Origin of the sequence: Falsiruegeria litorea R37, assembly GCF_900172225.1 — a bacterium.
In the GTDB taxonomy this organism is placed as follows: domain Bacteria; phylum Pseudomonadota; class Alphaproteobacteria; order Rhodobacterales; family Rhodobacteraceae; genus Falsiruegeria; species Falsiruegeria litorea.
The window spans coordinates 163,955-187,864 of sequence record NZ_FWFO01000005.1; the positions used below are offsets into that span (position 1 = coordinate 163,955).

At 58.3% G+C, this 23,910-nt stretch carries 21 protein-coding genes, 1 tRNA gene and 1 pseudogene; 18 read left to right on the forward strand and 5 right to left on the reverse strand.

Features of this window, described 5'->3' with window-relative positions; all coding sequences use genetic code 11:
* Window positions 1-84: 84 nt before the first annotated feature.
* From TRL7639_RS20650 to TRL7639_RS20660, 3 genes are all read right to left on the reverse strand, one after another.
* Window positions 85-840 (reverse strand): aspartate/glutamate racemase family protein, encoded by a 756-nt coding sequence (locus tag TRL7639_RS20650; protein ID WP_085797794.1) that lies wholly within the window; start codon window positions 838-840, stop codon window positions 85-87.
* Window positions 841-866: 26 nt separating this feature from the next.
* Window positions 867-1,529 carry a GntR family transcriptional regulator gene (locus TRL7639_RS20655; protein WP_085797795.1) on the reverse strand — a complete coding sequence of 221 codons (663 nt, stop codon included), beginning with the start codon at window positions 1,527-1,529 and terminating at the stop codon, window positions 867-869.
* A 120-nt stretch (window positions 1,530-1,649) separates the two neighbouring features.
* Complete coding sequence (locus TRL7639_RS20660) at window positions 1,650-2,195, reverse strand: NUDIX hydrolase (protein WP_207559702.1); 546 nt, start codon at window positions 2,193-2,195, stop codon at window positions 1,650-1,652.
* 425 nt (window positions 2,196-2,620) lie between these two features.
* On the opposite strand from TRL7639_RS20660, the gene TRL7639_RS20665 reads away from it, so the two are divergent.
* From TRL7639_RS20665 to TRL7639_RS20695, 8 genes are all read left to right on the forward strand, one after another.
* Window positions 2,621-4,147, forward strand: coding sequence for a benzoate-CoA ligase family protein (locus TRL7639_RS20665; protein ID WP_085797796.1), 1,527 nt, complete (start codon window positions 2,621-2,623; stop codon window positions 4,145-4,147).
* Window positions 4,148-4,150: 3 nt separating this feature from the next.
* Window positions 4,151-4,969, forward strand: a complete 819-nt coding sequence (locus tag TRL7639_RS20670) for an alpha/beta fold hydrolase (protein ID WP_085797797.1) — start codon at window positions 4,151-4,153, stop codon at window positions 4,967-4,969.
* A 3-nt stretch (window positions 4,970-4,972) separates the two neighbouring features.
* The gene (locus tag TRL7639_RS20675) at window positions 4,973-5,404 is read left to right on the forward strand and encodes a DUF309 domain-containing protein (protein WP_085797798.1); all 432 of its coding nucleotides are present in this window, start codon (window positions 4,973-4,975) and stop codon (window positions 5,402-5,404) included.
* Window positions 5,405-5,560: 156 nt separating this feature from the next.
* The gene (boxC, locus tag TRL7639_RS20680; RefSeq protein ID WP_085797799.1) at window positions 5,561-7,222 is read left to right on the forward strand and encodes a 2,3-epoxybenzoyl-CoA dihydrolase; all 1,662 of its coding nucleotides are present in this window, start codon (window positions 5,561-5,563) and stop codon (window positions 7,220-7,222) included.
* 81 nt (window positions 7,223-7,303) lie between these two features.
* Window positions 7,304-8,755, forward strand: coding sequence for a benzoyl-CoA 2,3-epoxidase subunit BoxB (gene boxB / locus TRL7639_RS20685; RefSeq protein ID WP_085797800.1), 1,452 nt, complete (start codon window positions 7,304-7,306; stop codon window positions 8,753-8,755).
* A gap of 22 nt (window positions 8,756-8,777) precedes the next feature.
* The gene (locus tag TRL7639_RS23150) at window positions 8,778-8,951 is read left to right on the forward strand and encodes a hypothetical protein (protein ID WP_165759861.1); all 174 of its coding nucleotides are present in this window, start codon (window positions 8,778-8,780) and stop codon (window positions 8,949-8,951) included.
* Window positions 8,948-10,132, forward strand: coding sequence for a benzoyl-CoA 2,3-epoxidase subunit BoxA (gene boxA, locus TRL7639_RS20690; protein ID WP_085797801.1), 1,185 nt, complete (start codon window positions 8,948-8,950; stop codon window positions 10,130-10,132). The genes TRL7639_RS23150 and boxA overlap by 4 nt, the downstream gene beginning before the upstream one ends.
* A gap of 101 nt (window positions 10,133-10,233) precedes the next feature.
* Window positions 10,234-11,154, forward strand: coding sequence for a helix-turn-helix transcriptional regulator (locus tag TRL7639_RS20695; RefSeq protein WP_085797802.1), 921 nt, complete (start codon window positions 10,234-10,236; stop codon window positions 11,152-11,154).
* An 11-nt stretch (window positions 11,155-11,165) separates the two neighbouring features.
* Here TRL7639_RS20695 and TRL7639_RS20700 read toward each other — a convergent pair whose 3' ends face one another.
* Both TRL7639_RS20700 and TRL7639_RS20705 read right to left on the reverse strand, forming a co-directional pair.
* Complete coding sequence (locus TRL7639_RS20700; protein ID WP_085797803.1) at window positions 11,166-12,380, reverse strand: winged helix-turn-helix domain-containing protein; 1,215 nt, start codon at window positions 12,378-12,380, stop codon at window positions 11,166-11,168.
* A gap of 4 nt (window positions 12,381-12,384) precedes the next feature.
* Entirely contained in the window at window positions 12,385-13,410 is a 1,026-nt protein-coding gene (locus tag TRL7639_RS20705; RefSeq protein WP_085797804.1) for a LacI family DNA-binding transcriptional regulator, read from the reverse strand.
* A gap of 223 nt (window positions 13,411-13,633) precedes the next feature.
* Here TRL7639_RS20705 and TRL7639_RS20710 point away from each other — a divergent pair.
* From TRL7639_RS20710 to TRL7639_RS20755, 10 genes and pseudogenes are all read left to right on the forward strand, one after another.
* A tRNA-Arg gene (locus TRL7639_RS20710) sits at window positions 13,634-13,710 on the forward strand.
* A gap of 212 nt (window positions 13,711-13,922) precedes the next feature.
* The gene (locus tag TRL7639_RS20715) at window positions 13,923-14,723 is read left to right on the forward strand and encodes a hypothetical protein (protein ID WP_235820472.1); all 801 of its coding nucleotides are present in this window, start codon (window positions 13,923-13,925) and stop codon (window positions 14,721-14,723) included.
* On the forward strand, window positions 14,720-15,193 hold the full coding sequence (locus tag TRL7639_RS23600; RefSeq protein WP_370809096.1) for a plasmid mobilization protein: 474 nt from the start codon (window positions 14,720-14,722) through the stop codon (window positions 15,191-15,193). Before TRL7639_RS20715 ends, TRL7639_RS23600 begins: the two co-directional genes overlap by 4 nt.
* Window positions 15,190-16,746 carry a relaxase family protein gene (locus TRL7639_RS20725; protein ID WP_085797806.1) on the forward strand — a complete coding sequence of 519 codons (1,557 nt, stop codon included), beginning with the start codon at window positions 15,190-15,192 and terminating at the stop codon, window positions 16,744-16,746. The genes TRL7639_RS23600 and TRL7639_RS20725 overlap by 4 nt, the downstream gene beginning before the upstream one ends.
* Before the next feature lie 253 nt (window positions 16,747-16,999).
* A pseudogene (locus TRL7639_RS20730) lies at window positions 17,000-18,439 on the forward strand (IS1182 family transposase).
* A gap of 454 nt (window positions 18,440-18,893) precedes the next feature.
* The gene (locus TRL7639_RS20735) at window positions 18,894-19,832 is read left to right on the forward strand and encodes a DUF4956 domain-containing protein (protein WP_133057684.1); all 939 of its coding nucleotides are present in this window, start codon (window positions 18,894-18,896) and stop codon (window positions 19,830-19,832) included.
* Window positions 19,833-19,845: 13 nt separating this feature from the next.
* The gene (locus TRL7639_RS20740; protein WP_165759862.1) at window positions 19,846-20,739 is read left to right on the forward strand and encodes an SdiA-regulated domain-containing protein; all 894 of its coding nucleotides are present in this window, start codon (window positions 19,846-19,848) and stop codon (window positions 20,737-20,739) included.
* Between the two features lie 97 nt (window positions 20,740-20,836).
* Window positions 20,837-21,514, forward strand: coding sequence for a protein-tyrosine phosphatase family protein (locus TRL7639_RS20745; RefSeq protein WP_165759863.1), 678 nt, complete (start codon window positions 20,837-20,839; stop codon window positions 21,512-21,514).
* 11 nt (window positions 21,515-21,525) lie between these two features.
* A complete protein-coding gene (locus TRL7639_RS20750; RefSeq protein WP_085797810.1) occupies window positions 21,526-22,965 on the forward strand; it encodes a hypothetical protein in 1,440 nt (479 codons plus the stop codon).
* Window positions 22,955-23,890, forward strand: a complete 936-nt coding sequence (locus tag TRL7639_RS20755) for a metallophosphoesterase family protein (protein WP_165759864.1) — start codon at window positions 22,955-22,957, stop codon at window positions 23,888-23,890. The genes TRL7639_RS20750 and TRL7639_RS20755 overlap by 11 nt, the downstream gene beginning before the upstream one ends.
* Window positions 23,891-23,910: the final 20 nt, after the last annotated feature.

A 23,910-nucleotide genomic window follows, 5' to 3' on the forward strand; every position in this document is an offset into this window, starting at 1 on the left:
GCCGCGCCGGGGGAGAAATTCTTACTCCCCCGGCGCGGCCGCTGCTTTCTTTTCCTTTCGAGCCGTCAGGCAGAGAAACGAAGTCTAGAACAGGCCCGCGCGCGGATCGTCTAGTTCCAAAGGGAACCGCTGCGGCATCAGCCCCTGATGGAACCAGTTCACGAAGGAATAGATCGAATAGACAGGCAGCCCCGTCACCTTTCGCACGTCGCGGGCGTAGGGCACCATGTTGGTGCATTCCAGAACGATTGCGCCAATGTCACGGTCCGTCTCGACAATCTCGCGCGCGGCGTCGATCATATCCTGGCGGCAAGCGTCAAAGTCGATCTCTTCGTGATTATCCAGAATGCACCGGGTAAAGGCACGACCGCCGTCAGTGCCAAAAATCGGAACCTCGTCCAGGTTCGACACGCCCGCTGCCTTCATATGCGCCGGGGTCAGCGTGGTCTTGGAAATCGTCAGAACCGCTACTTTCTTGCCTGGCCCCATCAGCGCTTGAACCATCGGAATTTGCATCAGGGATGAGGTTGCAACTGGAACCGGTACTGCCTTGGCGATCCGGTCCTGTGTCAGCGCCAGAAACCCGCAGTTGGTGGTGATCCCATCGCAGCCGCTTTCGACCAGCTCATTGGCGGCCGCAATGAAATCATCGACCAGCAGCATCGGATCCTTGCGCACGACCTTGTCGGGGCTGGCCCCCTTGACCACACGGTATTGCACAGGAAACGGCCAGGTGGTGGCGTTGCCGATGTCGCCATAGATGCGCGGGAAGCGCGCTTCGAGCATCAGGATGCCCAGCACAGCGCCATAGACGGATTTTCCACCAAACTCGGTTGCCATTGCTTGGGCCCTTTCCCGAAAAAGCCTTAGTGTTGAGGGACGTAAAGGTTGCTGTACGCCTTGCCTACGATCTCGGTCGCTTCGGCATTGTGCGTTTTGATGTGGGTGCGCATCCGCTCTTCGGCGGCGTGCGCATCGCGGTTCTCAAGCGCCTCGAAGATATGCAGATGAGCCGAATGAGTGATGTCGATCCGCTCGCGCATCGCGATCCAGCGGACATAGCGAATACGTTCGTATGTCAGTTTGATCATGTTGACCAATTCGGGATTGCTCGACAGCTCTGCGATCATCAGGTGGAACTCTTCGTCCAGGCGGACGATTTCTTTTGTAGGGGTTCCATCGGCATACCGATCGGCGGTGTCGGCCAGAAATTCGCTTATGGCTGCAATGTGATCATCGCTGGCCCGTTCGACCGCTGCCCGAATGGCTGCGGTTTCCAGCGCTTCGCGCACTTCGTACAGATGCACCACCAGTTCCGGCGTCAAAGGCTGGCAAAAAAAACCCCGGCCCGGTTCGAATACCAGTAACCCTTCGGCGGTCAGCCGGTTCATCGCCTCGCGCAAGGGCGTGCGACTGGCGCCTAGCCGTTTCGACAGCTCGCTTTCGTTGATCCGTTCCGCTGGCTTGAATTCGAAATTGGCGGCCATCTGGCGGACTTGCTCATAGACCAAATCAACGCTCGTGCTCATCTGTGGACGCCCTTTCGACTGCCTGATCTGTTTTTGCCCAAGCTATTCGGAATGTCAACGAAATTGCCCACAATATTGGATGCGGGATTGTATACAGGCTGACTTCGAGGGATCAAAGGGTCATTTCCAGGCAAATGTGGGTTGATCAAAATGAGCCACGCGCGTTGGTCGCCCATGCAGGGCGATCTCGCGGAACTGATACAGAATCGCTGCCGTCGGCGCATACATATAATGGCCCAAGGTCGGGAAAAACGCCGACAATACCGGGTGCTCACTGTTATTGCTGTCTTGCAGCCGGGGAATGTCCGGGCTGGCAAGCTCGGAAAACGGCAGGTGAAACACCTGCTCGACCTCAGTTGGGTCAGGGCGCAGGGTCACCGGCCCCCGTGTTGCCACCACGATTGGCGCGACCCGAAAGCCGGACCGGGTGGGAAACGGGTCGAGTTGACCAAGGATAGAGCCTGCTTCCAGCTCAAGACCCATTTCTTCATGCAGCTCTCGCAGCGCAGCGTCCGCGTCTTGCTCTCCTTCGTCCAGACGCCCACCTGGCAGGGCGTATTGCCCGCCATGCCGGTTGAGCTTGGAGGGTCGTAGAGTCATCAGAACGCAAGCTTCGCCGCTTTCGACATGTTCAGTGATCACGATGGCCACAGCGGCCTTGCGCAAACCTGTGTGTTCAAGGGGTTGGACGGAAAAACGATCTAGGTTGCCCCGGACACGAGAAAGCAAGTTTGGGCAGAATGTGTATGGGTTCAACGCGTGGTCCAATCAGAGTGTCTTGTTTCGCCAGGCTTGGTATCTTCCGGTGATGAAATCAGCGATTTGATCGTGAGACAACGCATCCTGTGTGCGGCCTCTAGAAACCTTACGTTTCCTTGAAACCTTGCCCTAATTGACGATTGGGACGTCTTCCATCCCAGGTCAATCATAGAAATATGCGATAAAGTGCAAAATCTCACTTTCGTGATGAGCATTATCTTGCATATACTGGCTTCGAATGCATTATGACGCGGTAGGGGAGAGGCGCGTGCGAGTCGGATCGGAGGAGCCACTCGTGCGCTGCCCCTGCCAATCACGTCAGGGAGGGATAGATGAGCGGAAACGCAGCGCAATATTTTGTGGATCGCCATGTGAACGAAGGGCGCGGCGATTGTCCGGCATTTCGTGAAGCGGCCGGAGAGAAGCGCTCTTTGACTTATGGCGCACTGGCCAATGGGGCCGGGGCCGTGGCGACTGCGCTGACACGTGCAGGTATCCCGCGAGAGGCGCGCGCTGTCATGTTGGTGCTTGATCAGGTTGAGTTTCCGCAGATCTTCTGGGGGTGCATGAAGGCGGGCATTGTGCCGGTGCCTCTTAACACCTTGCTGGCCACCCCGGTTTACGAGGCCATTTTGGACGACAGCCGGGCGACCATCCTGTTTGTCAGTCACGAGCTGTGGCCAGTGGTTGAGCCTGCTGCGCGTGCTTCAGCTCATCTAAGGCAGATTGTGGTCATCGGCGACGCGCTCGAAGGGGCCACCAGCTATGCCGAATTCATCGCTGGGTGTGCCCCGTCCGAAACGGTTGATGCGTCCGAGGATGACACGGCCTTTTGGCTTTATTCCTCAGGCTCTACAGGGCAACCCAAGGGCGTGCGCCATGTGCATGGCAGCCTCAAGGCGACGGCGGATACCTATGGTGCGCAGGTGCTGCAGATCGAACCCGATGATTTGGTCTATTCCGCAGCCAAGCTGTTCTTTGCCTATGGTTTGGGCAACGCGATGACTTTTCCCATGTCAGTGGGGGCCGAAACCATCTTGTTCAACGGTCGACCCACGCCTGAGATGACGGTGCAGATCCTGCGCGACGAAAAGCCTAGCGTGTTCTGCGGAGTACCCACACTTTATGCCGCTACTGTGGCGTTGCTAGAGCAAGGCGACGTGCCGGATACAAAGTTGCGGCGTTGCATTTCAGCGGGAGAGGCCTTGCCCGAAGATATCGGCAAAGCCTGGCACAAGCTTTGGGGCACCGACATTCTGGACGGTGTGGGTTCGACCGAGATGTTGCACATCTTCCTGTCGAACGCTCCGGGTGATGTGGCCTATGGAACATCCGGCCGTCCTGTGCCCGGGTACGAGGTTCGTCTGGTTGACGAGGACGGCAGTGATGTTCCCGTCGGTGGGTTGGGTGAGCTTTTGGTGCGGGGTGCCTCGGCGGCGGATGGGTATTGGAACAAGCGCGACAAAAGCCGGGCGACATTCGAAGGAGAGTGGACCCGCACCGGCGACAAGTACGAGCTGACGGAAAACGGGCGATATGTGTACTGCGGACGCACCGACGACATGTTCAAGGTGTCCGGTATCTGGGTGTCCCCATTTGAGGTCGAGCAAGCGCTAAGCGCGCATCCTGCCGTTTTAGAGGCAGCGGTTGTGCCTAAAAGGGATGAACAAGACTTGGAAAAACCTAAGGCCTATATCGTCCTGAAGCAGAAAGCTGAGGCTGACCTGACCGATGAGCTGCAAAGCTTTGTCAAAGATAAGGTGGGAAAGTGGAAATACCCCCGCTGGATCGACTTTGTGGACGATCTGCCCAAGACGGCCACGGGCAAAATCCAGCGCTTCAAACTGCGCGAAGGGTAAAAGATGTTCGAATGGAGCCTGACCCCAAGCTTTCCGATGACGGTGAACGGAGTTGCACTTGAATATGCCTGCCACGGCCCTGCCCCGGATCAGGCCCCAACGATTGTTATGCTGCACGAGGGGTTGGGATGTGTCGCCTTGTGGCGCGACTTCCCCGAAAAGCTGTCGGCCCAGACCGGGTTCGGTGTTCTGGTCTTTTCACGGCAGGGTTATGGCAACTCGGACCCGATCCGGTTGCCGCGCAGGTTGGATTACCAATCTAGTGAGCCGTTGGAGGTGCTGCCACATATCCTGAAGCAGGCGGGTATTCAGAGGTGTATCCTGTTTGGTCATTCCGACGGCGCCACGATGGCCGCAGTCTATGCGGGCAGCATCGAAGATCACCGGGTCCGAGGGGTGATTTTGATGGCCCCGCATTTCTTTGCTGAACGCATGGGGCTGGCCGAGATCGAGCGCGCGCGCGATACGTTCAACACCACCGATCTTTCGGCACGGATGAGCAAATACCACCGAGATCCCGAAGGTGCGTTTCGGGGTTGGGCGGATGTCTGGCTTGATCCGGGATTTGCCGATTGGAATGTGGCCGAGGTGATCGACTATATCCGGGTGCCCATCCTGGCGATTCAGGGGCATGGTGACCAATACGGCACCATGGCGCAGTTGGACGAAATATCCGAACGCGCCTATTGCCCTGTCGACCTTGTCGAGCTTGATTGCAAACATTCGCCCCATCTGGAAGCCCCCGAGGAAACGCTCGCCGCCGCGGCGGAATTTTGCGTCAGGTTGGAGCGGATCGAGGCAGCGCAAGTCGAAACCGCGTGATCGATGGAGCTGCCTGAGGTTCCATATGTTCCCGGTCAAACCCCGCGTCCCGACGGCGGGTTTTATGATGCGCTGAAAGGCACGGCGCGCCCCGGGATGTCCATCGCGGAGCTGGCCCAGTGCAAGGCCTGGCTGGTGGGGTGGGATCTGCTGGGCGCAGAGTGTTTTTGGGAGGCCCACGAAGTGTGGGAAGCGGTTTGGATGGCTCTGCCGCAAAATTCGGCAGAACGCAGATTTGTTCAAGCCGTCATCCAACTTGCGAATGGTCTGCTCAAGCAAAAGATGGGGCGTCCCAAAGCTGCGCTCCGCCTGAGCGTGGTTAGCCGGGCGGGGTTGCTTGGATTGCACGGTGTGGTGATGGGGGTTCAGATCGAGTCGGTGCGCGACTGGCTGGAGCTTTTGGTTGTTCAGATTGAAGAGATTGATGCAAAATAATGCATCACAATGTGCTCACTGCGGACCGCTTGAGGTGAAAATTGCATGAATCGCCTCAGGGTCCGAGTGGAAATGTGCAATATTATGCCAATATGAACTTGCCCCACATCAATTGTCGTACTATGTTGCACATCATCAATAACGGCGGAGACTGGCATGGCCGAACGTATCGACTTTCAGACCGATCCATCGAAGTACCGTCACTGGCGCGTCGAATATGACGGGCCGGTTGCCAACCTGTTCATGGACGTCGATGAGACGGGCGGTCTTTTCCCAGGGTATGAGCTGAAGCTGAACTCGTATGATCTGGGTGTCGACATTGAGCTTGCGGACGTTGTGCAACGGATGCGGTTCGAGCATCCCGAGGTGAAGGTTGTCGTGATGCAATCGGCGAAGGACAAGGTGTTCTGCGCCGGGGCCAACATCCGAATGCTGGGCGGTGCCAGCCATGCGCACAAGGTGAATTTTTGTAAATTCACCAATGAGACCCGCAATACCTTTGAGGCGGCCGAGGCGGATTCTGGCCAGAAATACGTGGCAGCCGTCAAAGGGGCCTGCGCAGGGGGTGGGTATGAGTTGGCGCTGGCCTGCAATCACATCATGCTGACCAACGATTCGTCTTCGTCCGTGGCCCTGCCCGAAGTGCCCCTGTTGGCGGTGCTGCCGGGCACGGGGGGCCTGACCCGCGTGACCGACAAGCGCAAGGTGCGCCGCGATCTGGCCGATGTGTTCTGCTCGGTCGAAGAGGGTGTCAAAGGCCAACGCGCGGTCGATTGGAAGCTGGTCGACGAAGTCATCGCAAATTCGAAATTCGACGACACGGTGCAAGAGCGCGCCCACGAGTTTGCCGTTGCGTCGGGCAAGATGGACGTGGCAACGGGAATTGCCCTCACGCCACTCGCACGCAGCTTTGCCGAGGATGGGTCGGTGACCTACTCTACAGTCGAAGTGTCAGTTGATCGGGACGCGGGCAGCGCGACCATATTGATCAAAGGCCCCGATGGCGATGCGCCTGTTTCGGTCGAGGTGCTGACAGAGCAGGGCGCTGAAACCTACATGCTTCGCCTCGCGCGTGAGCTGGACGATGCCATTCTTCATCTGCGTTTGAACGAACGTGAATTGGGGTTGGTGGTCTTTACCTGCCAGGGCGATGCCGATCTTCTGGTGGCGCATGAGGCGCTGCTTTTGGAAAACTCTGATCACTGGCTGGCCAATGAAATCCTGACCTATTGGAAGCGGGTGCTGAAACGGGTCGACATGACCTCGCGCTCGCTGGTGGCTTTGGTCGAACATGGGTCTTGTTTCGCTGGGGTTCTGGCCGAGCTGCTGTGGTCCGTCGACCGAACTTACATGATGCTGGAAGAGTTCGAAGGTGACAATCGACCCATGGCTGCCATCACTCTGACAGATGGCAATTTCGGACATTATCCGATGTCGAACAACCTGACTCGGCTGGAAACCCGTTTTCTTGGATCGCCTGAAGCGGTTGATACAGCCAAGGCGCAGATCGGCGAAGCGATCGAGGCGGATGAGGCCGAGGAATTGGGCCTGGTCACCTATGCGTTTGACGACATCGACTGGGAGGATGAAGTTCGGATCTTCATGGAGGAGCGTGCCAGCTTCTCGCCTGATGCGATGACGGGGATGGAGGCAAACCTGCGCTTTGCGGGGCCAGAGACAATGGAAACCCGCATATTTGGGCGATTGACCGCCTGGCAAAACTGGATTTTCCAACGCCCCAATGCGGTGGGTGAGGATGGCGCATTGCAACGCTATGGCACGGGCGTGCGCGGGAACTACAACATGGAACGTGTATAACTGGCGGAACCGGTTTCTTTCAAAGAAACCGGGCCGGAAACTTTGAAAGTTTCCGGGCGCGAGAGGAGAGGACACAACAAGATGCTCGACCTGATCAATGTGAGTTACGATACGCAGATCCCCAACAACGTGGGACTGAGCCAGGACAAGAAGGTCCTGAAAGCGCTAGAGAAATGGCACCCCGGTTATATCAACTGGTGGAACGATCTAATTCCCCAGAACTTTCAGGAAAGCATGGTCTATCTGCGTACCGCCGTGTCCGTAGACCCCAAGGGGTGGGCCAAGTTTGACTATGTGAAGATGCCGGAGTACCGCTGGGGTGTTCTTTTGGCACCACAAGTTGAAGACCGTCGCATTCCCTGTGGCGAGCATTACGGTGAACCCGCCTGGCAAGAGGTGCCCGGTGAGTATCGCAACATGCTCAAGCGTTTGATCGTGATCCAGGGCGACACCGAGCCGGGCTCGGTCGAGCAGCAGAGGTTCCTGGGTCTGACGGCGCCCTCACTCTATGACATGCGCAACCTGTTTCAGGTGAACGTCGAAGAGGGCCGGCACCTGTGGGCGATGGTCTATCTGCTTCAGAAATACTTTGGTCGCGATGGTCGGGAAGAGGCCAACGACATGCTGGTCCGCTCGTCCGGATCGGACGAAGCGCCGCGGATGCTGGGCGCCTTCAACGAAGAGACACCGGATTGGTTGTCGTTTTTCATGTTCACCTACTTTACCGACCGCGACGGCAAGATGCAGTTGGAAAGCCTGGCACAATCCGGGTTTGATCCGCTCAGCCGCACCTGCCGCTTCATGTTGACCGAAGAGGCGCACCATATGTTCGTTGGTGAAACCGGCGTGGGCCGCACCATCCAGGCGACATGTGAGGCGATGAACAAGGCGGGCATCACCGATCCTTATGACATCGACAAGATCCGCGATCTGGGTGTGATCGACCTGCCCACGATCCAGAAAAAGCTGAACCTGCATTACACGCTGTCGCTGGACCTGTTCGGCAACGAAGTGTCGACCAATGCCGCCAACGCGTTCAACGCGGGCATCAAGGGCCGGTTCATGGAGATGCGGATCAAGGACGACCACAAGCTGAGCGACGACACCTATGTCGTGCGCACGGTCAAGGATGGTGCGATCCTCGCCGAAGAGGTCCCCGCTCTGACGGCGATCAACATGCGTTTGCGCGATGATTATGTGAAAGACGCCGCAGGTGGTGTTGGCCGCTGGAACAAGATCATCGAAAAGAATGGGATCGAATTTGCGATGGCACTGCCTCATGAAGGGTTCCACCGCAAAATTGGTGTTTTTGCCAGTGTTAGTGTCCATCCCGAAGGCAACATCATCCCGAAAGAAGAGTGGGACGCCAAGGTCAAGGATTGGCTGCCAACCAAGGCAGATGGCGATTTCATTCAGTCCCTGATGAAGCCCTGCTTTGAGCCCGGCAAATTCGCAAGCTGGATCTCTCCGCCGAAGGTCGGCATCGATAACAAGCCAGGTGATTTCGAATACGTGCAACTGCACATGGCGTAATCGTCCAAGCTAGGAGAAGGTCATGGAGATCGAACAAAGCGCGCCGAAATCCCGGCGCTTGGTCGAAGTCGGTCAGATCGTGATCGACCAGAATGCTCCCTGTTTGGGCTGCACCACATGCCGGGGCGTCTGTTTTGCCCTGGCCGAGGTGGCCACTTTGCCCGAGGTTGTATTACGGCGGGGGTCGACCCCATGAACCAACCCCTGAAACAACATCTGATCGACCCGGAAATCTGCATCCGCTGCTACACCTGCGAGATGACCTGCCCCGAAGAGGCCATTGAACACGATGACATGAACGTCGTGGTAGATGCTTCGAAGTGCAATTTTTGCATGGATTGCATCCCTGTCTGCCCAACGGGGTCCATTGACGAATGGCGCGTTGTGGCCGAGCCTTATTCGGTCGAAGAACAGTTTGAGTGGATGGAACTGCCCCCGCAAGAGGACCTGCCCGAGGACGACACCGGCCTTGAGGCGTTGGATGATGCGATGGCGGCCCTTTTGGCCGAGGCACACAAGGGGGCGGGCGGCAAGGCCAAGGCACCGGCATCAGCCTCGAAACCCACGATCAACCTCTACACCATCGGCAAACCGGCCGAGGCGAAGGTGCAGGGGAACTATCGGTTGACGGACCAGGACAGCGACAGTGACGTGCGCCACATCATCCTGGACCTTGGTGCGCTGCCCTTTCCCGTGCTCGAAGGGCAAAGCGTCGGGATCATCACACCAGGCACAGACGCCGAAGGCAAACCGCATTTGCCGCGTCTGTATTCTGTGTCCAGCCCGCGTGACGGCGAGCGTCCGAATTTCAACAACCTGTCCCTGACCGTCAAACGCGAAGAACACGGCGTGTGCTCGAACTATGTCTGTGACCTGAAAGCGGGTGATACGGTTAAACTGACCGGACCGTTTGGTGCGACCTTCTTGCTGCCTGCTGATCACGAGACGCATCTGCTGATGATCTGCACCGGCACCGGGTCAGCTCCGTTCCGTGCCTTCACAATGCGCAGGCAGCGCGAGAACCCAAAGCTCAAGGACACGCTGACCCTGGTCTTTGGTGCACGGCGCCCCGAAGAGCTGCCGTATTTTGGCCCTCTCGGGAAGGTGCCAGATGACTTCATGGCCAAGCATTTCGCATTCTCGCGGATGGAGGGTGAGACCAAGCACTATGTGCAGGACAAGCTGAGGGCTGAGGCCGAGAAGGTGAGCAAATTGCTGCAAGATCCCAAGGGTCACATCTATATCTGCGGCCTCAAGGCGATGGAACAGGGCGTCGAGGAAGCGCTCAAGGACATTGCGCGCGGTATCGGTTTGAACTGGGCTGAGATCCGCGATAAAATGCGCGAAGACGGTCGGTATCACGTGGAAACCTACTGACCCGCACAATCCAGCGAGATGCAAGATAATGCTGTGTCGCATTGCCAATTTGGCAATGCCGTCGTAGAATTGCGCACTATTTTGCATAACGGCTGGGCCTGATGACAGAAATCACCAACTTTCGCGGCGAAAGCAGCCCGCAGGACACGCGCGACCACACCGAGGCCTCGGTCGATGGCTTGATTGTGCGCGTGGGTGAACGAGTCCGCGAGGCGCGGCAGCGCCGTGGCATTCCGCGGCGGGTTCTGTCCGAGATGTCAGGTGTTTCGCCACGCTATCTGGCGCAGCTTGAGGCGGGCGAAGGCAATATCTCGATCGGGTTGCTGCAACGCGTCGCCGTGGCATTGGATCATCGCATCGAATGGCTGGTGGGCGAGGACGACCCCTGGACATCGGACGCGGTGCGTGTGGCTGATCTGTTTCGGGTGGCCAATGCAGATGTTCAACAGGCAGCTTTGCGCATCCTGAACCCCGAACCGGCCGAGGCTTTGCGGGCCAAACGTGTCTGCCTTGTCGGGCTTCGTGGCGCCGGAAAATCAACCTTGGGCGCCCGCTTGGGGGCTGAAATGGACGCCCCCTTTGTCGAACTGAACGCCGAGATCGAAGAGCAAAGCGGCATGCCGGTGAGCGAGGTCATGGCGCTTTATGGGCAAGAGGGCTATCGCAAGCTCGAGGCGCAGGCCGTGAGCCGGGTGATCGCCACGCATGAGACTATGATCCTGGCTGTTGCGGGCGGTATCGTGGCCGAGCCCGAGACCTACAATACCCTCCTCAGCCATTTCCACACCATCTGGCTGCGCGCCTCTCCTGCCGAGCATATGGAGCGGGTCCGGGCGCAAGGCGACGAACGCCCAATGGCCGGAAACCCCGAAGCGATGGAACAACTGAAATCCATCCTGACCAGCCGCGAGGCCTTGTACGGCAAGGCCCTGGCACAGTTCGACACATCGGGGTTGAGCGAGGACGAGGCTTTTGCCCGACTAAAAGACTTGGTGGTGGACCGAGGGTTTCTTTCTGCCTGACACCCGACGGGTCAAATGGGGTCGCGCAGCCAATCGGGCGCGAAGACCACCCTGTCCATTTCGGTAAAACGGCGGACGCGATCCAGTTCAGACTCCAATCTTTGGGTTCTGGATTTGGACCAACGCACGCCGTGCTCAGGCCAAAGCGCCCGAACCCGCAATTCACCGCAGTCGCGGTGCGCCTTCATGTCGACCCGACCAACCAACTTATCGCCCTCAAGAAGCGGAAAGACATAGTAGCCATAGATGCGCTTGGGCGCTGGCACAAAGACCTCAATCCGATAGTGGAACCCAAACAGACGCTCGGCCCGCTTACGGTCGCGCAAGGCCGGATCAAACGGGGACAGGACGCGCAGCCGTTTCGGCGGCGCAGCGACGTCTGACGCGGCCTGAACCGTTCCGGGGCGGGCAAAGTGTGTGCGTCTGGAGCCATCGGCGCTTTCGACCTCGATCACCTCGATTTCGCCGCGCTGTTCCGCTGCGACGCACCAGTCTTTGGCCTCAGCCGACGATACGGTGTCCCAAAAGGCCGATAACTCTCCGGATGTAGCAAATCCCAATCGGTCCAGTGCCGCGTTGCACAGCCAATCCACCGTGTGTTCGGCGTCACATGGGATCGCACCGGGGCAGAGGTGCTCCTCGATCACGCGCTCGGTCAGGTCATAGCGTTTCTGGAACCCGTCGCGCCCGACGACCGTTAGCGCACCACTGCGCCACAGATATTCAAGCGCTGTTTTCGACGGGTGCCAGTCCCACCAGCCGCCCGAGCCCTTTTTCTCGTCCTTGCCGACATCTGACGAGCTGACCGGCCCGTGATCGCGGATGTGCTGCAGCACGGTTTCGAACCGCTGCTCGAACCCGTCGCGACGCCAATTCTTGTACCGCGATCGCAAGAGTTCAGCGTCGCGTTGGAACCGCAGATGCCAGTGCGCGTAGTATGCCATCGGCACCACGGCGGCATCATGAGTCCAATGTTCGAACAAGGCGCGGTCAGCCTCGTAAAGGCGCTTGAGGTGCTTGGGGCGATACGTCGGCCGCCGCGAATAGAGGATCATGTCGTGCGCGCGCGCAACGGTGTTGATGCTGTCGAGCTGTACAAACCCCAGCCGTTCGATCAGGTCGAGCAGGTGTTGGCCCTTGGCCGGGCCTGCGGGCTGTTCCGCCAGCGCGTGGCGGTCCAGAAACAGCGCGCGGGCGGATCTGTTGTCCAACACCGGGGTCGACACCGGATCAGCGCCGCTTCAGCGTGTCGCCGTAGCTGATCTTGGGGGTCAGGGTTACGCGGCAGTCAAGATCCTGTTCGGGGTCTTCCAGGCGGGCGGCTATGATTTCGGCCGCCTTGCGCCCGATCTCCAGGCGGCAGGCGTCCATCGTTGCCAGTTGCCGGGGCAGGCCCTGTAAAAGCTCAACCCCGTTGAAGCCAGCAAGGCCGACTTTGCCCGGCACGTCGATGCCCTGATCCATCAGGTACAACAGGCCGCCCGCGCCGATCATGTCGTTGGAGTAATAGAGAAAATCCAGATCAGGCGAGCGATCCAACATGGCCTTGGTCATCTCGCGCCCCTTGGCAAGCGCGGACCCACCGGAATAGAACTCGCGATCTTCGATCTCGATCCCGTTCTTGCCCAAGACCTCGGTGAAGCCTTCGAAACGTTTGCGGGCGCGGTGGTCCAGCGGCATCTTGGTGCCCATGAACCCGATGTGGCGATAGCCCGCTTTCAGGATCGCCTGCGCCATTTCGCGGCCTGCGCGGCGGTGTGAAATGCCCACCATCGCGTCCACCGGTTTGCCGTCGGTGTCCATGATCTCAACCACGGGAATACCCGCCGCGTCCAGCATCGTGCGCGCGGCCTCGGAATGCTCGAGCCCCGCAATAATTACGCCGGATGGCCGCCACGAGAGCATCTCGTAGAGCACCTTTTCCTCTTTTTCGGGGAGGTAGTCGGTAACGCCGACAACGGGCTGCAATTCAGTGTCTTCCAGAATCTGATTGATCCCGGTCAGAACCTCGGGGAAGACCATGTTCGACAGCGAAGGAATGATCACTGCCACCAGATTGACCCGGTTCGAGGCCAAGGCGCCCGCAATCTTGTTGGGGACATAGCCCAGCTCTTTGGCGGCGGCCAGCACGCGGGCACGGGTTGCATCGGACACATCCCCGCGATTGCGTAACACCCGGCTGACTGTCATTTCGGACACTCCCGACGCTTCGGAGACATCGCGAAGGGTGAGCGGGCGTTTCGTATCTGCTGTCAAGATGGACCCTTTTCGAGCTTTCCAAGTGACAGTGATGTTAACGTGAACATTCACTCAGACACAAGCGCTCGAAGCGCGATCTCAAGGTTGAAGGGCAAACTACGAGGCCGCCACACTGCCGGTTTGCAACGTCCAGCTGATTGGACTAAGGATGACCGTCAGGACCGAGGATCGACAGCCCAATTTGCACGTCATGCGGGTTACCAGATCGTCGCTAGGTCTTGGCCCCGTGGCTCAACTGGATAGAGCAGCCCCCTCCTAAGGGGCAGGTTGCAGGTTCGAATCCTGCCGGGGTCGCCAAAACCACCTGAAAAATATGGCTTATTTACAGGATGTTGTGCGGAAGCTTGTAGAAAGTCCCGCCAGCTTTCGCGGCGAAATCGGCTGAAACGGCCGATTTCTCGTACAAAACCTGTACAAAACTCGCACGTTTGTGCGTATTTCGGGGGCCAATCATGAGCCGCCATAGCTTTGATCCCGAAATCGCCGGACGTGTCGGTCTCAATGCAGCTGTGATTTTCCAGAACATCACCTTCTGGATCGAGAAGAACCAAGCCAATCGCCGTAACCTTCGAGACGGGCGGTATTGGACCTACAATTCGATCTCGGCCTTTAGTGAACTCTTCCCCTATCTGAGCGAAAAGCAGATCCGAACAGCGCTCGAAAAGCTGGTCAGCGCAGAGCTGATCATCAAGGGCAATTTCAGCGATGATCGCTATGATCGGACCTGTTGGTATGCCTTGGGCAACTCCATTTGCCCAAAAGGGCAAATCGATCCGCCTGAGAGGGAAAATGATGCATTTGCGCCTGAGGGCAAGCCATCTGCCCCAGAGGGCAAATCCTATAAGAACAGATATAAACCATATCAAAAACCAAATCCTTCGCACGCGAAGGCAGCGGTGGAGGATGAGATTTTAGAAAAGATTTTGTCCGCCTATCCGGAGGATCGCATTCGCAGCAAAGCGGTTTGTATCTCGCAAATCCGCCAAGTGCTGGCCGACGGAGTGGATGCCAAAGACCTCGAGGACGCTGTGTGGGCCTATGCGAGCGAGAGCGAAGGATTCACCCGCTCGAAGGTGTGTTTCTCCGACAATTGGTTCTCCTCTGGCCGTTGGTTGAAATACCTTCAGAACATTGAGGAAGCGCGAGAAGCGGGCAAAGCCAAAGAGGCCGAATTGCTGAAAGGCTTGGCCGACTGGGTCACAGATCGTCATCCACTGTGCCGCCATATCACGCCCGGCCAAGTAACCGCTTTGCTGGCCGCAAACCTGGTCAGCCCTTCTGAAATCGAGGCGGCGGGGCTGAGATCATGAACGCGACAGAGCCCAACAAAGTGCAGAGAGCAAGGTTACCCACCGATTACATCGGCGGGACTTGTGAGGGGCGGAAAGCCTCCCCTTCAAACCCCAACCAGACGCGCGCAAGCGGCGTCAAAGAGGGCCTTTCCGAGAGCGTGATCTTCCGATGCACCCCGTCGGAAAAGGCAGTTCTTGTGACCAAAGCGCGCGCCGCTGGTCTACCCAATGCCACGCTGATGCGCGAGGCCTTGGGGCTAACCGACGCACGTCGGCGCAAGCCCGTCCCACGTGTTGACCCGAAGCTGACCTTTGCGATTGCCCGCGTCGGCGGCAACCTCAATCAGCTCTCCCGCTGGATCAACGGCGCGGTCAAATCCGGCCGCGCGAACCAGATCGATGCGCTCAAGGTCGCTGCTCAGCTGGTGATCATCGAACGGCAGATGGCGCAGATCGTGGCGGCGCACACAGGCGAGAACTGCGAATGATCATCTCGTTCTTCTCCACTGGCACAGGTGGCGGTGCGGCCCCCGTAGACTACCTGACAGCGCGTGAAGTTCTGGCCTATGATGAGAACCGCAACCTCTTCCGCGATGACAACGGTGAGCCCCAAACCAAAATACGCGACCCGCTGCCCGTGGTGCTGCACGGCAACCCCGATCAGACCCGCGACCTGATCGATGCGAGCTCCAACAAATGGAGCTACACGGCGGGCGTGATCAGCTTTGCCGACAGCGATGATCCCAGTCCCGCCGCCCAGCAAGAGGCCATTGAGCTATTTGAGGCTCTGGCCTTGGCTGGGCTGGACAGGGATCAATACGATTGTCTCTGGGTGCGGCATACGCATGAGGGAAACGTCGAGCTGCACTTCTGCACGCCACGCCTTGAGCTCAGCACCGGCAAGGCGCTGAACATCGCTCCGCCGGGACATGAGAACGCCTTTTCCAGCCTGCGCGACCTGTTGAACAAGACGCACGGTTGGGCAGACCCTTTGGACCCAGAACGCGCACGGAAGGTAAGGGCGACGATTGAGGCCCCAACCCGCGCACAGGGGCGCGAGGCGCTGCACGATTGGATCCTCGATCAGATCAGCGTCGGCACCATTACTGACCGTGCTAGCATGATCGACGCACTCACTGACGCGGGATTCGAGATCCCCCGTGCCAGCAAGAATTACATCACCGCCAAAGACCCCGACACCGGCGAGCGCTGGCGTTTGAAAGGAGAGATTTTCCATGACGACTGGCAAGCCGAACCGCCTCGCCGAGAAATTGAACGCGGACCTGGAGACAGTACGCAGCGACCACGCCGCCTTGATGGCATCTCAACTGGAGAGCTTCAGGAGCGATTTCAGCAGCATTGCGACCAGCGCGCTGCATACAATCGAGACCGATATCAGGTTCTTTCTGAGCGACAGCAGGAGCGAGTTGGAAAGACGGAGCGAGACGATCAGGCGCTGGTTGACGATCTCACCCTGGGTGATCGTGGCGATGGTCTCATCCTGGATCGTGACAGTGCTGATCGCGAGTTGGTTTTGGACGGGTTTGACCACGCGCTCGGAGATGACGAGGCTTGGCCTGACACGGATCGAACAGGCTGGGCAGACATGGGTGACGCTGGACCCCGACCGGACCGAATTGAAGACCTGCACCATGGCCGGGACGCCGGTCATCTGTATCGAGATCAAGGAACCCTAGATGACACAGACCCTGACAGCATTGGAACGCGAATTGCTCGCATCCGTCGAGCGGTTGGTGACGGCCTGCGAGAGTTCAGCCAAGGAATTGCACGCCTTGGAGAAGCGCTCGACCAGCAGGATCGAAAGCAAGGTGAATGGCTTGGCGCATTGCGTGGCGCTATTGATGAAATCACATCTCACGTCCGTCACCACATTGGCCGACTTGCTGCGCGAGGAGCAGAATTACGAGACGCTTCGGGCGGGTTTAGAGACCAGCTGGAAACTAGCGAAAGACGCCGAGAAGCGGCTGAAAGAGAGTTAGACGCGAGAGATAGCCACCGCAGCGCCGGACATTCTCTTTGATCTTATTGCAATTTCTGACGTGGTTCGAAGGTCTTTAGCAGGAACCCTAAATTCGATCTTCAGCAAATGGCTTGTATGCGATTTCCTTGAGGAGTGCGCAGCGGAGAAACCAGTCATTCGCGAGCCTGAGAAGGATGGCCGTGTTGCGGGACCTTGCGGCCCTGCGCATGGATCGGTTCAACTGGTGCGAACGGCCGAGGCTGTGTAAAAACTCCGTTTTCTGATAGGTTGACTTCATGGGCTGGAGGTCGGGATGTCGGGTTTTATTGAAGGTGTCGAGCGCAATCAGATCACGCTGTTTCCGGAGCGGCTGGAGGACTGGATCTGCGAGGACAACCCTGTTCGTATCGTTGATGTCTTCGTGGACGCGTTGGATTTGGCCGAATGTGGATTTGAACGCACTTCTCCGGCACAGACTGGTCGGCCAGGTTAAGAACCAGCGGTTCTGTTGAAGTTGTTCATCTATGGCTATCTGAACCGCGTTCCTTCAAGTCGCCGCCTGGAGCGCGAGGCTGGTCGGAATGTCGAACTCATGTGGCTGACTGGTCGTTTGGCACCGGATCACAAGACGATTGCGGACTTCCGGCGGTTCAATGCTTCCGCCATCCGCAAGACTTGCGCGCGCTTCGTTGAGCTCTGCCGCCGTGTCGGTGTTTTAGGCGGTGGATGCGTTGCCATTGACGGCAGTAAGTTCAAAGCGGTGAACAACCGGGATCGCAACTTCACGTCTGGAAAGATCGCGTTGCGCATCAGTCATCTTGAAGAAAGCGTCTCCCGCTATCTTGACGAGATGGCCCGCGTCGACCGGCAGGAGGCGCAGGAAGCGCACATCGACAGGGTTACGCATCTGAAGGCGAAGCTCGACCGCGTCCGCGAGGAAGTGGATCGATTGTCAGGCATAGCGCGGCAGTTGAAAGATACGCCCGATGGCCAGATTTCGTTGACCGATCCGGACGCCCGCTCCATGGCAACCCGCGGTAAGGGAACCGGCCTCGTCGGATATAACGTCCAGACGGCAGTCGATACCGATACCCATCTTATTGTGGCGCATGAGGTCACGACGGTTGGAAACGACCGAGCCCAACTGGCCCCAATGGCACGGGCTGCAAAGGATGCGCTCAAGCTAGAGAAACTGGACGCCATTGCTGACCGGGGTTACTTTAGCGGGGTAGAAATACTCGCTTGTGACAAGGATAGCATCACCGCCACAGTGCCCAGACCTGACACCTCCGGCAACCGCAAGAAGGGCATGTACGTGAAGGCAGACTTTGTCTACGACGCCGAGGTTGATAGCTACACCTGCCCCGCCGGAAAGCAGTTGACCTACCGCTACACCCGCGAAGAGCGAGGCCTGAAGCACCGGCGTTACTGGCAGAATGATTGTCAGTATTGCCCTCTCAAGTCCCGCTGTACGACCGGCAAGGAGCGCCGCATCACCCGCTGGGAGCACGAACATCTGATCGATGAGATGTATGATCGGATGGAGCGCGACCCAAACCTGATGCGCGTCCGGCGGTGCACAGTCGAGCACCCTTTCGGGACACTCAAAGCATGGATGGGGGCAACCCATTTCCAGATGCGAAAGCTAAAGAACGTGCGTGCCGAGATGGCGTTGCATGTCCTTGCTTATAATATCAAACGAATGATCAACATCGTGGGAATTGGTCCTTTAATGAAGGCAATTGCAACATAATTAGCCGTATTTCGAGCGCAAAAAGCGGTACGATCACGGCCGCCATGGCGCATATGAGCCGCCATGGCTGTCTCAGCCTCAAATTACCCGATACGCCACAGGACAAGGAAAACCTTGAGGCATTGGCAAGAGTTTCCACACAGCCTCGGCCCAATGCCGCCGTTCATCGCCATGGGTTGAGCCGTATTACGACTGCCTCAAAGCGGTCTTACGCCGATTATGCAGCAGGATCGTCCTTCTCATTTCCGAGTAAGGGGATTCTCGGCTGACACTCGGTCACTCTTGAAATTGATCACAGAAATTACGACCGCTTCCATATTCAAAGTGAGGAACCGCGGTGTGGACGAACAAACCGGAACCGCCGATTGCTGATCGTGCTCGTCAAAGAAAGTGGCTGCATCGGTGTTTTTGCTGCACTGCAAATGGGTCCATCCTTCGAAACCTTGGAGATGATTTGAAACCATTCCAGTCACAGAGGCTTGGTACTGAGGGCCCAACATGCTGTATTGCTGAACAAGAGGTGTTTTTGTTGCAATGGCCGCACCGGCATGACGCCAAAAACTCAGGGGAGAAGTACTACAACATGATATCGTTGGAACTCAAAGCAATCTGGAGCATTTCTGCGTCCATGCGATGTGGGGGCTGGCGCGTGCTTTCCCTTCTGTTTGCATTTCTCTGGATAGCAACTCCGCTGGCTGCACAGGTCGATCCCTCTGGAATGCTCGCAGAGAATCTTACGGTGACCGGCAAGGGATGGGGTCAACTTGCCGAACTTCACGAGATGGGTCAGTTCCTTCTTGGCTTGATCGAGGTAACAGTAATGACTGCGGTGATCGCCTACCATCCGGCAACCCGCGCGGACCGACGCAAACTGGCTGAGTACCAGGTTCCAGGCACGTTGTTCGTCTACGCCCTGATTGGCATGGTGGTCGGCTTTCTGGTCATGAACCACGGCGCCATCATCGGATTCGTGATTTTTGGTATTGGCGGGTTGTTACGCTTTCGTACCGATGCGGGCCAGATGTCGGACACCATGCGCCTAATCCTGGTGACGCTGGTCGGGCTCTGCGTTGGACTCGATCTGCCCGTCATGGCGCTGATCACCACGGCAAGTGCTTGGGCGATCGTGTACGTGTTCGGTGCCTCGCCACATCATGTCGTCGAGGTGAAATTCGCCGAGAAGCATGCCACACCGCAGGCGCGCGAGGACTTTGAGGCTGGTCTGAAATCTGCCGGGTTTTCGATTGCCGGACTGAGCAAGGCGAAGGCCAAGCACACGTTTTCCTTCACTGTTGTCGGTGGCCGGAGCGGTTCTCGTGATGCCCTTGTACACGCGATGATGGACCTCGACGCCGCGAACCCGGAGCTGATATCCGATTGGCACCTTGCATGATTCCGTCTTCGCGATGATCTTCTCGGCAATACGATTTTGGTTGATTTTGATGCTCCTGACCGGGGTCGCTTCGGCGGCACTGGCCGGTTGTGGCCATCCTTCCGTAAGATTTCTGAAAAGCGGTCGGATTGCGGACAAAGCGTCGGGGTTTTCCGAACCCTCCGGACTTTCATTGGCAGAGGAGGCCGATCAATTCCTGAGCGTCAGCGACGACACGTCGGCGCTGTTCATGCTCAATCTCGATGGTCGGCTCGAAACACCGCCCGATGCAATTGTCGAGGTCAAAGAACTTGAAGGTGTCGTGTTTGACCCCGTCGGAAACCGTATCCTCGCTGTGAGCGAGAGCGCTGCCGGTATCTTGGTGATCGGCCCCCGGTCGGGCGAGCCGGAGTTGGTCTTGCTGGATGACATGCTGGGCTATAAACTTATCCGAAAAATCTTAAAGACCTCTGATTCCAATGACGGTCTCGAAGGAATCGCCATCGACTCGGAGCGTGACCGGGTCTACCTGCTCAAGGAGAAGCGCCCACGGCTTCTTCTGGAGCTGTCCATGGATCTGACCGAAATTCTGCGGGTAAGGGAACTGACGCCTGCACTCGGTTTCGTCGATGATGACCAGTCGGATCGCCACCTCGATGTGTCTGGCTTGACGCTGGATGCGCCGACCGGATGCCTCTGGATCGTCAGCGACCGGGCCGAAAGACTGTTCCTTTTCGACCCCAGTGGAAGTTCTCCGACCCGAAGTTATGCTCTCGGATGGCTTGACGGAGATAAGCCGCGCGAAGTTCCGCATGCCGAGGGGGTCGCCCATGATGCACGTTCCGAGCGCCTTTACATCGTGAACGATAATGGCAAGGCATCGCGCCTATTCACCTACGAGATCCTGCGGGACGGCGCCGGGCAATAGCGAAACCCACCCCGATCCCCGGGAAAATTCTGGACCTAAAGGCATTAGAGGTTACCATAACGTGCATGAACCGAACCGGAAAATCAGGAACATGATGATGTCAGCCCGCTTCCACTTTGCCCGTCGTTGCCTGTCATTGCTTGCCACTTTTGTTGTGGCCACGGTCACAGCGTTTGCGGCAGATGCTTCCGATTATACCGCGCGCGATGGAGGCCCGAGCAGCAAGCAGATGATCGCTCGTTCCAGCGGACCGACTGACGGGCTTGCCTTTTTCCGTCCGGTCATGTCCGGCGTGTTGTACCGATCCGGCTTTCACGGCGGAGACAAAGGCCGCACGGGCCTGAGCAGCGCCCAACGCGAGGCACTCTGCGAGGCCGGTTTCTCTGGCGCGCGCTACATTGATTTTGGCAAGCATACCAAATACGGCACCACGCAATGCGGCGCCCGAAGCCTCGACTACCAAGGTGGACGCTCTACCAGTACCGCCGACATCATGCGTCAGATCCACGCCAGCATCAAAAACCTTGGCGCCGGTCCGGTGTTGGTACATTGCATGTGGGGCGTGCATTCCTCCGGCGCGGTGTCGGCCATGGCGTTGGTGCAGTTCTGCGGTTGGAGCGAGGAACGGGCAAAGAAGTACTGGGACGACACGCGCAATGGCGCCGATTGCTCCGGCGGTTGCGCGAACTGGATCGACAAGCATTTTGCCAAGTTCAAGCTTGATCCGTCATTGCAGATCACCAGCGCCGAGCAGGCCGCGATCTGTCCGCAATAGGAGTTTCCGGCATGAAAGAGAGTTTTTTCGCAACGGTTGCGGCGTTCATGGTGACAACCGGGATGTCTCATGCTTCGGATGAAGTCATCGGGGAAGCAACACTTTTCACCAGCCCGAACGGGGTAGAGGAGAAATGCGTGCGGATCGCGCCGATCCCCGGCGGGTTCTACAGCAAGGGCGATGCCAAGGACGAAGCCGACTATTGCGGCATCGATTTCTACGACGCCTCCGTCGCCCTGTGCCCCAAGACCTGGAGCACCAGCCCAGGCATGATGGTCTATGACGTGAGCGAGGGACGGTATGCGGGAAACCGCGCGGAATTCGAACGCAATGCCTGCAAGGAAGGCAAGTCGGCCAAGTCGCTAGCCGCCGATAACCTGGCCAAATTCAAATCGACCATGAACGCCAAGGGCACGAGTGGCACCTTTGCACCCTCTTCACTGCTTTATTACCATTTCTCTCGGTATTTCGACGCAACGGTGAAAGTGCCCGTCGTGGTCTGGCGCAGCATGGATGCCAAGATGCACCAGAGCGAGGTGGCAGATCCGGGCCTGTCGCTGTCCGGCGGCCGGTCGGGAGGTCGGATGAACCATGAAGGATGGCGGGCATTCGCGGCGGCGGATCGCGACCCGGGCAGCTATCGCCCCACGGATGAATTGTTCACCTCTGACCGCAGCCAGATCTACGGCGTGCTGCTGTCGAGCCCCGGTCACCGCTATGGCTCGGAGATCAACGGCACGCGCAAATCCGGTTGGGGCAAGGGGCAGAACGAGGATTTCCAGCAGACCCCGGCCTTCATCGCGCTTCGATCCGACAAACCGCTGGAGGAGGCGATTGCCGAAGGTCTGCGCGAAGGTCTCAAGGACCGCCAGATCGCGCGGGACCTGGGCGAGGATGGCACGCCGCAACAGATGGTGTTCTGGATGAAGGAGTTGAGCGAGATTATCCTGCTCGACTTCATCTTCAGCCAGCAGGATCGCGTCGGCAATATCGACTTCACGCCCTATTACTATTGGGCAGAGAACGGAAAGCTGAAGTCGAAGAAGGCCAAGCATCACGAGCGCGGTGACGGGTCTGTGCCGCCCGAGGCGGTGCTAATGCGCCGCACCAATCTCAACGACAATGATGCGGGCGGGCGGGTGCAATATGCCAACTTCGCCAAGAGCACGCAGATGCTGGAAAAGCTGCGCCATTTCGGGCCGGAGACCTACCGGAAGCTGATGGCGCTCGACGCCGATCTTCAGGCGCAGGGGCCAATCTATCAGTGGGTGGCGACGCGTGTCGGGCTTGATGACGGACAGATTGCGCAGGTCGTCAAGAACACCGCATTTGCCGCCGGTATTCTCCGAAGCACCTGCACGGCAGGAAAGCTGACATTCGACCTCGATCCCGAGACGTATTTCGTGACCGGTGCGGTTGATGCGGCAGAGGTGGCTTGCGATGGGGCGTAGCGCCTTCTGGGCGGTCCTTGTCTGCCTGTCGCTCCTCGCGGGGCCGGCCGCTGCTCTGCGGGTCGTCGTGATCTCCGATCTCAATGGCTCCTACGGCTCGACAAGCTATTCCAATCGCGTTCCCGTCGCGATCCAGCGGATCATCGAGATGAAGCCGGATCTCGTGATCTCGACCGGAGATATGGTGGCAGGCCAGCGCAAGCCCGTCCTCGGCGCGGGCGAGGTGCGCGCCATGTGGGCGGGTTTCCATCGCGTGGTCAGCGATCCGCTGGCGCAGGCCGGCATCCCGCTGGCTGTCACGCCGGGCAATCACGACGCCTCCGCCTATGGCGGTTTCGAGGGCGAACGAAAGATCTTTGGCGAGGAATGGCGCGCCCGGAAACCGGACCTGCGGTTCCTCGACGGCGCCGATTACCCGTTCTTCTACGCATTCGAGATGGAGGGCGTGCGCTTCGCTTCGCTGGACGCCACGACGCTGGGCCCCCTGCGGGGAGATCAGATGGCGCGTCTGAGCAAGGTAGTGAAGGGAAGCGAGCCGACCGTCACTTTCAGCCACCTGCCGCTCTGGCCCTTCGCCCAGAAACGCGAACGCGAGATCATCGGTGATCCGGCGCTGGAGGCGCTTTATCACGATCTGGGCGTCGATCTGCACCTGTCGGGACACCACCACGCCTACTATCCCGGCTGGAAGGACGGTGTGGCCTATATCTCGCAGGCCTGCCTTGGCGGCGGACCGCGCGTGCTGATCGGTGACAGCACCCGCAGCGGGCACAGTTTCACCGTTCTGGAGTTCGAGAACGGCGAGCTAGGTTCGGTGACCGCCTATGAGGGGGCTGAATTTCTTACCCCAATCGACCCGAAAAGCCTCCCGGCAGAGATCAGGTCCAGAAAGGCAGTTCTGAAACGGCTGGATCTTGTCAGATAACCTCAGCGGCGCACGAAAAG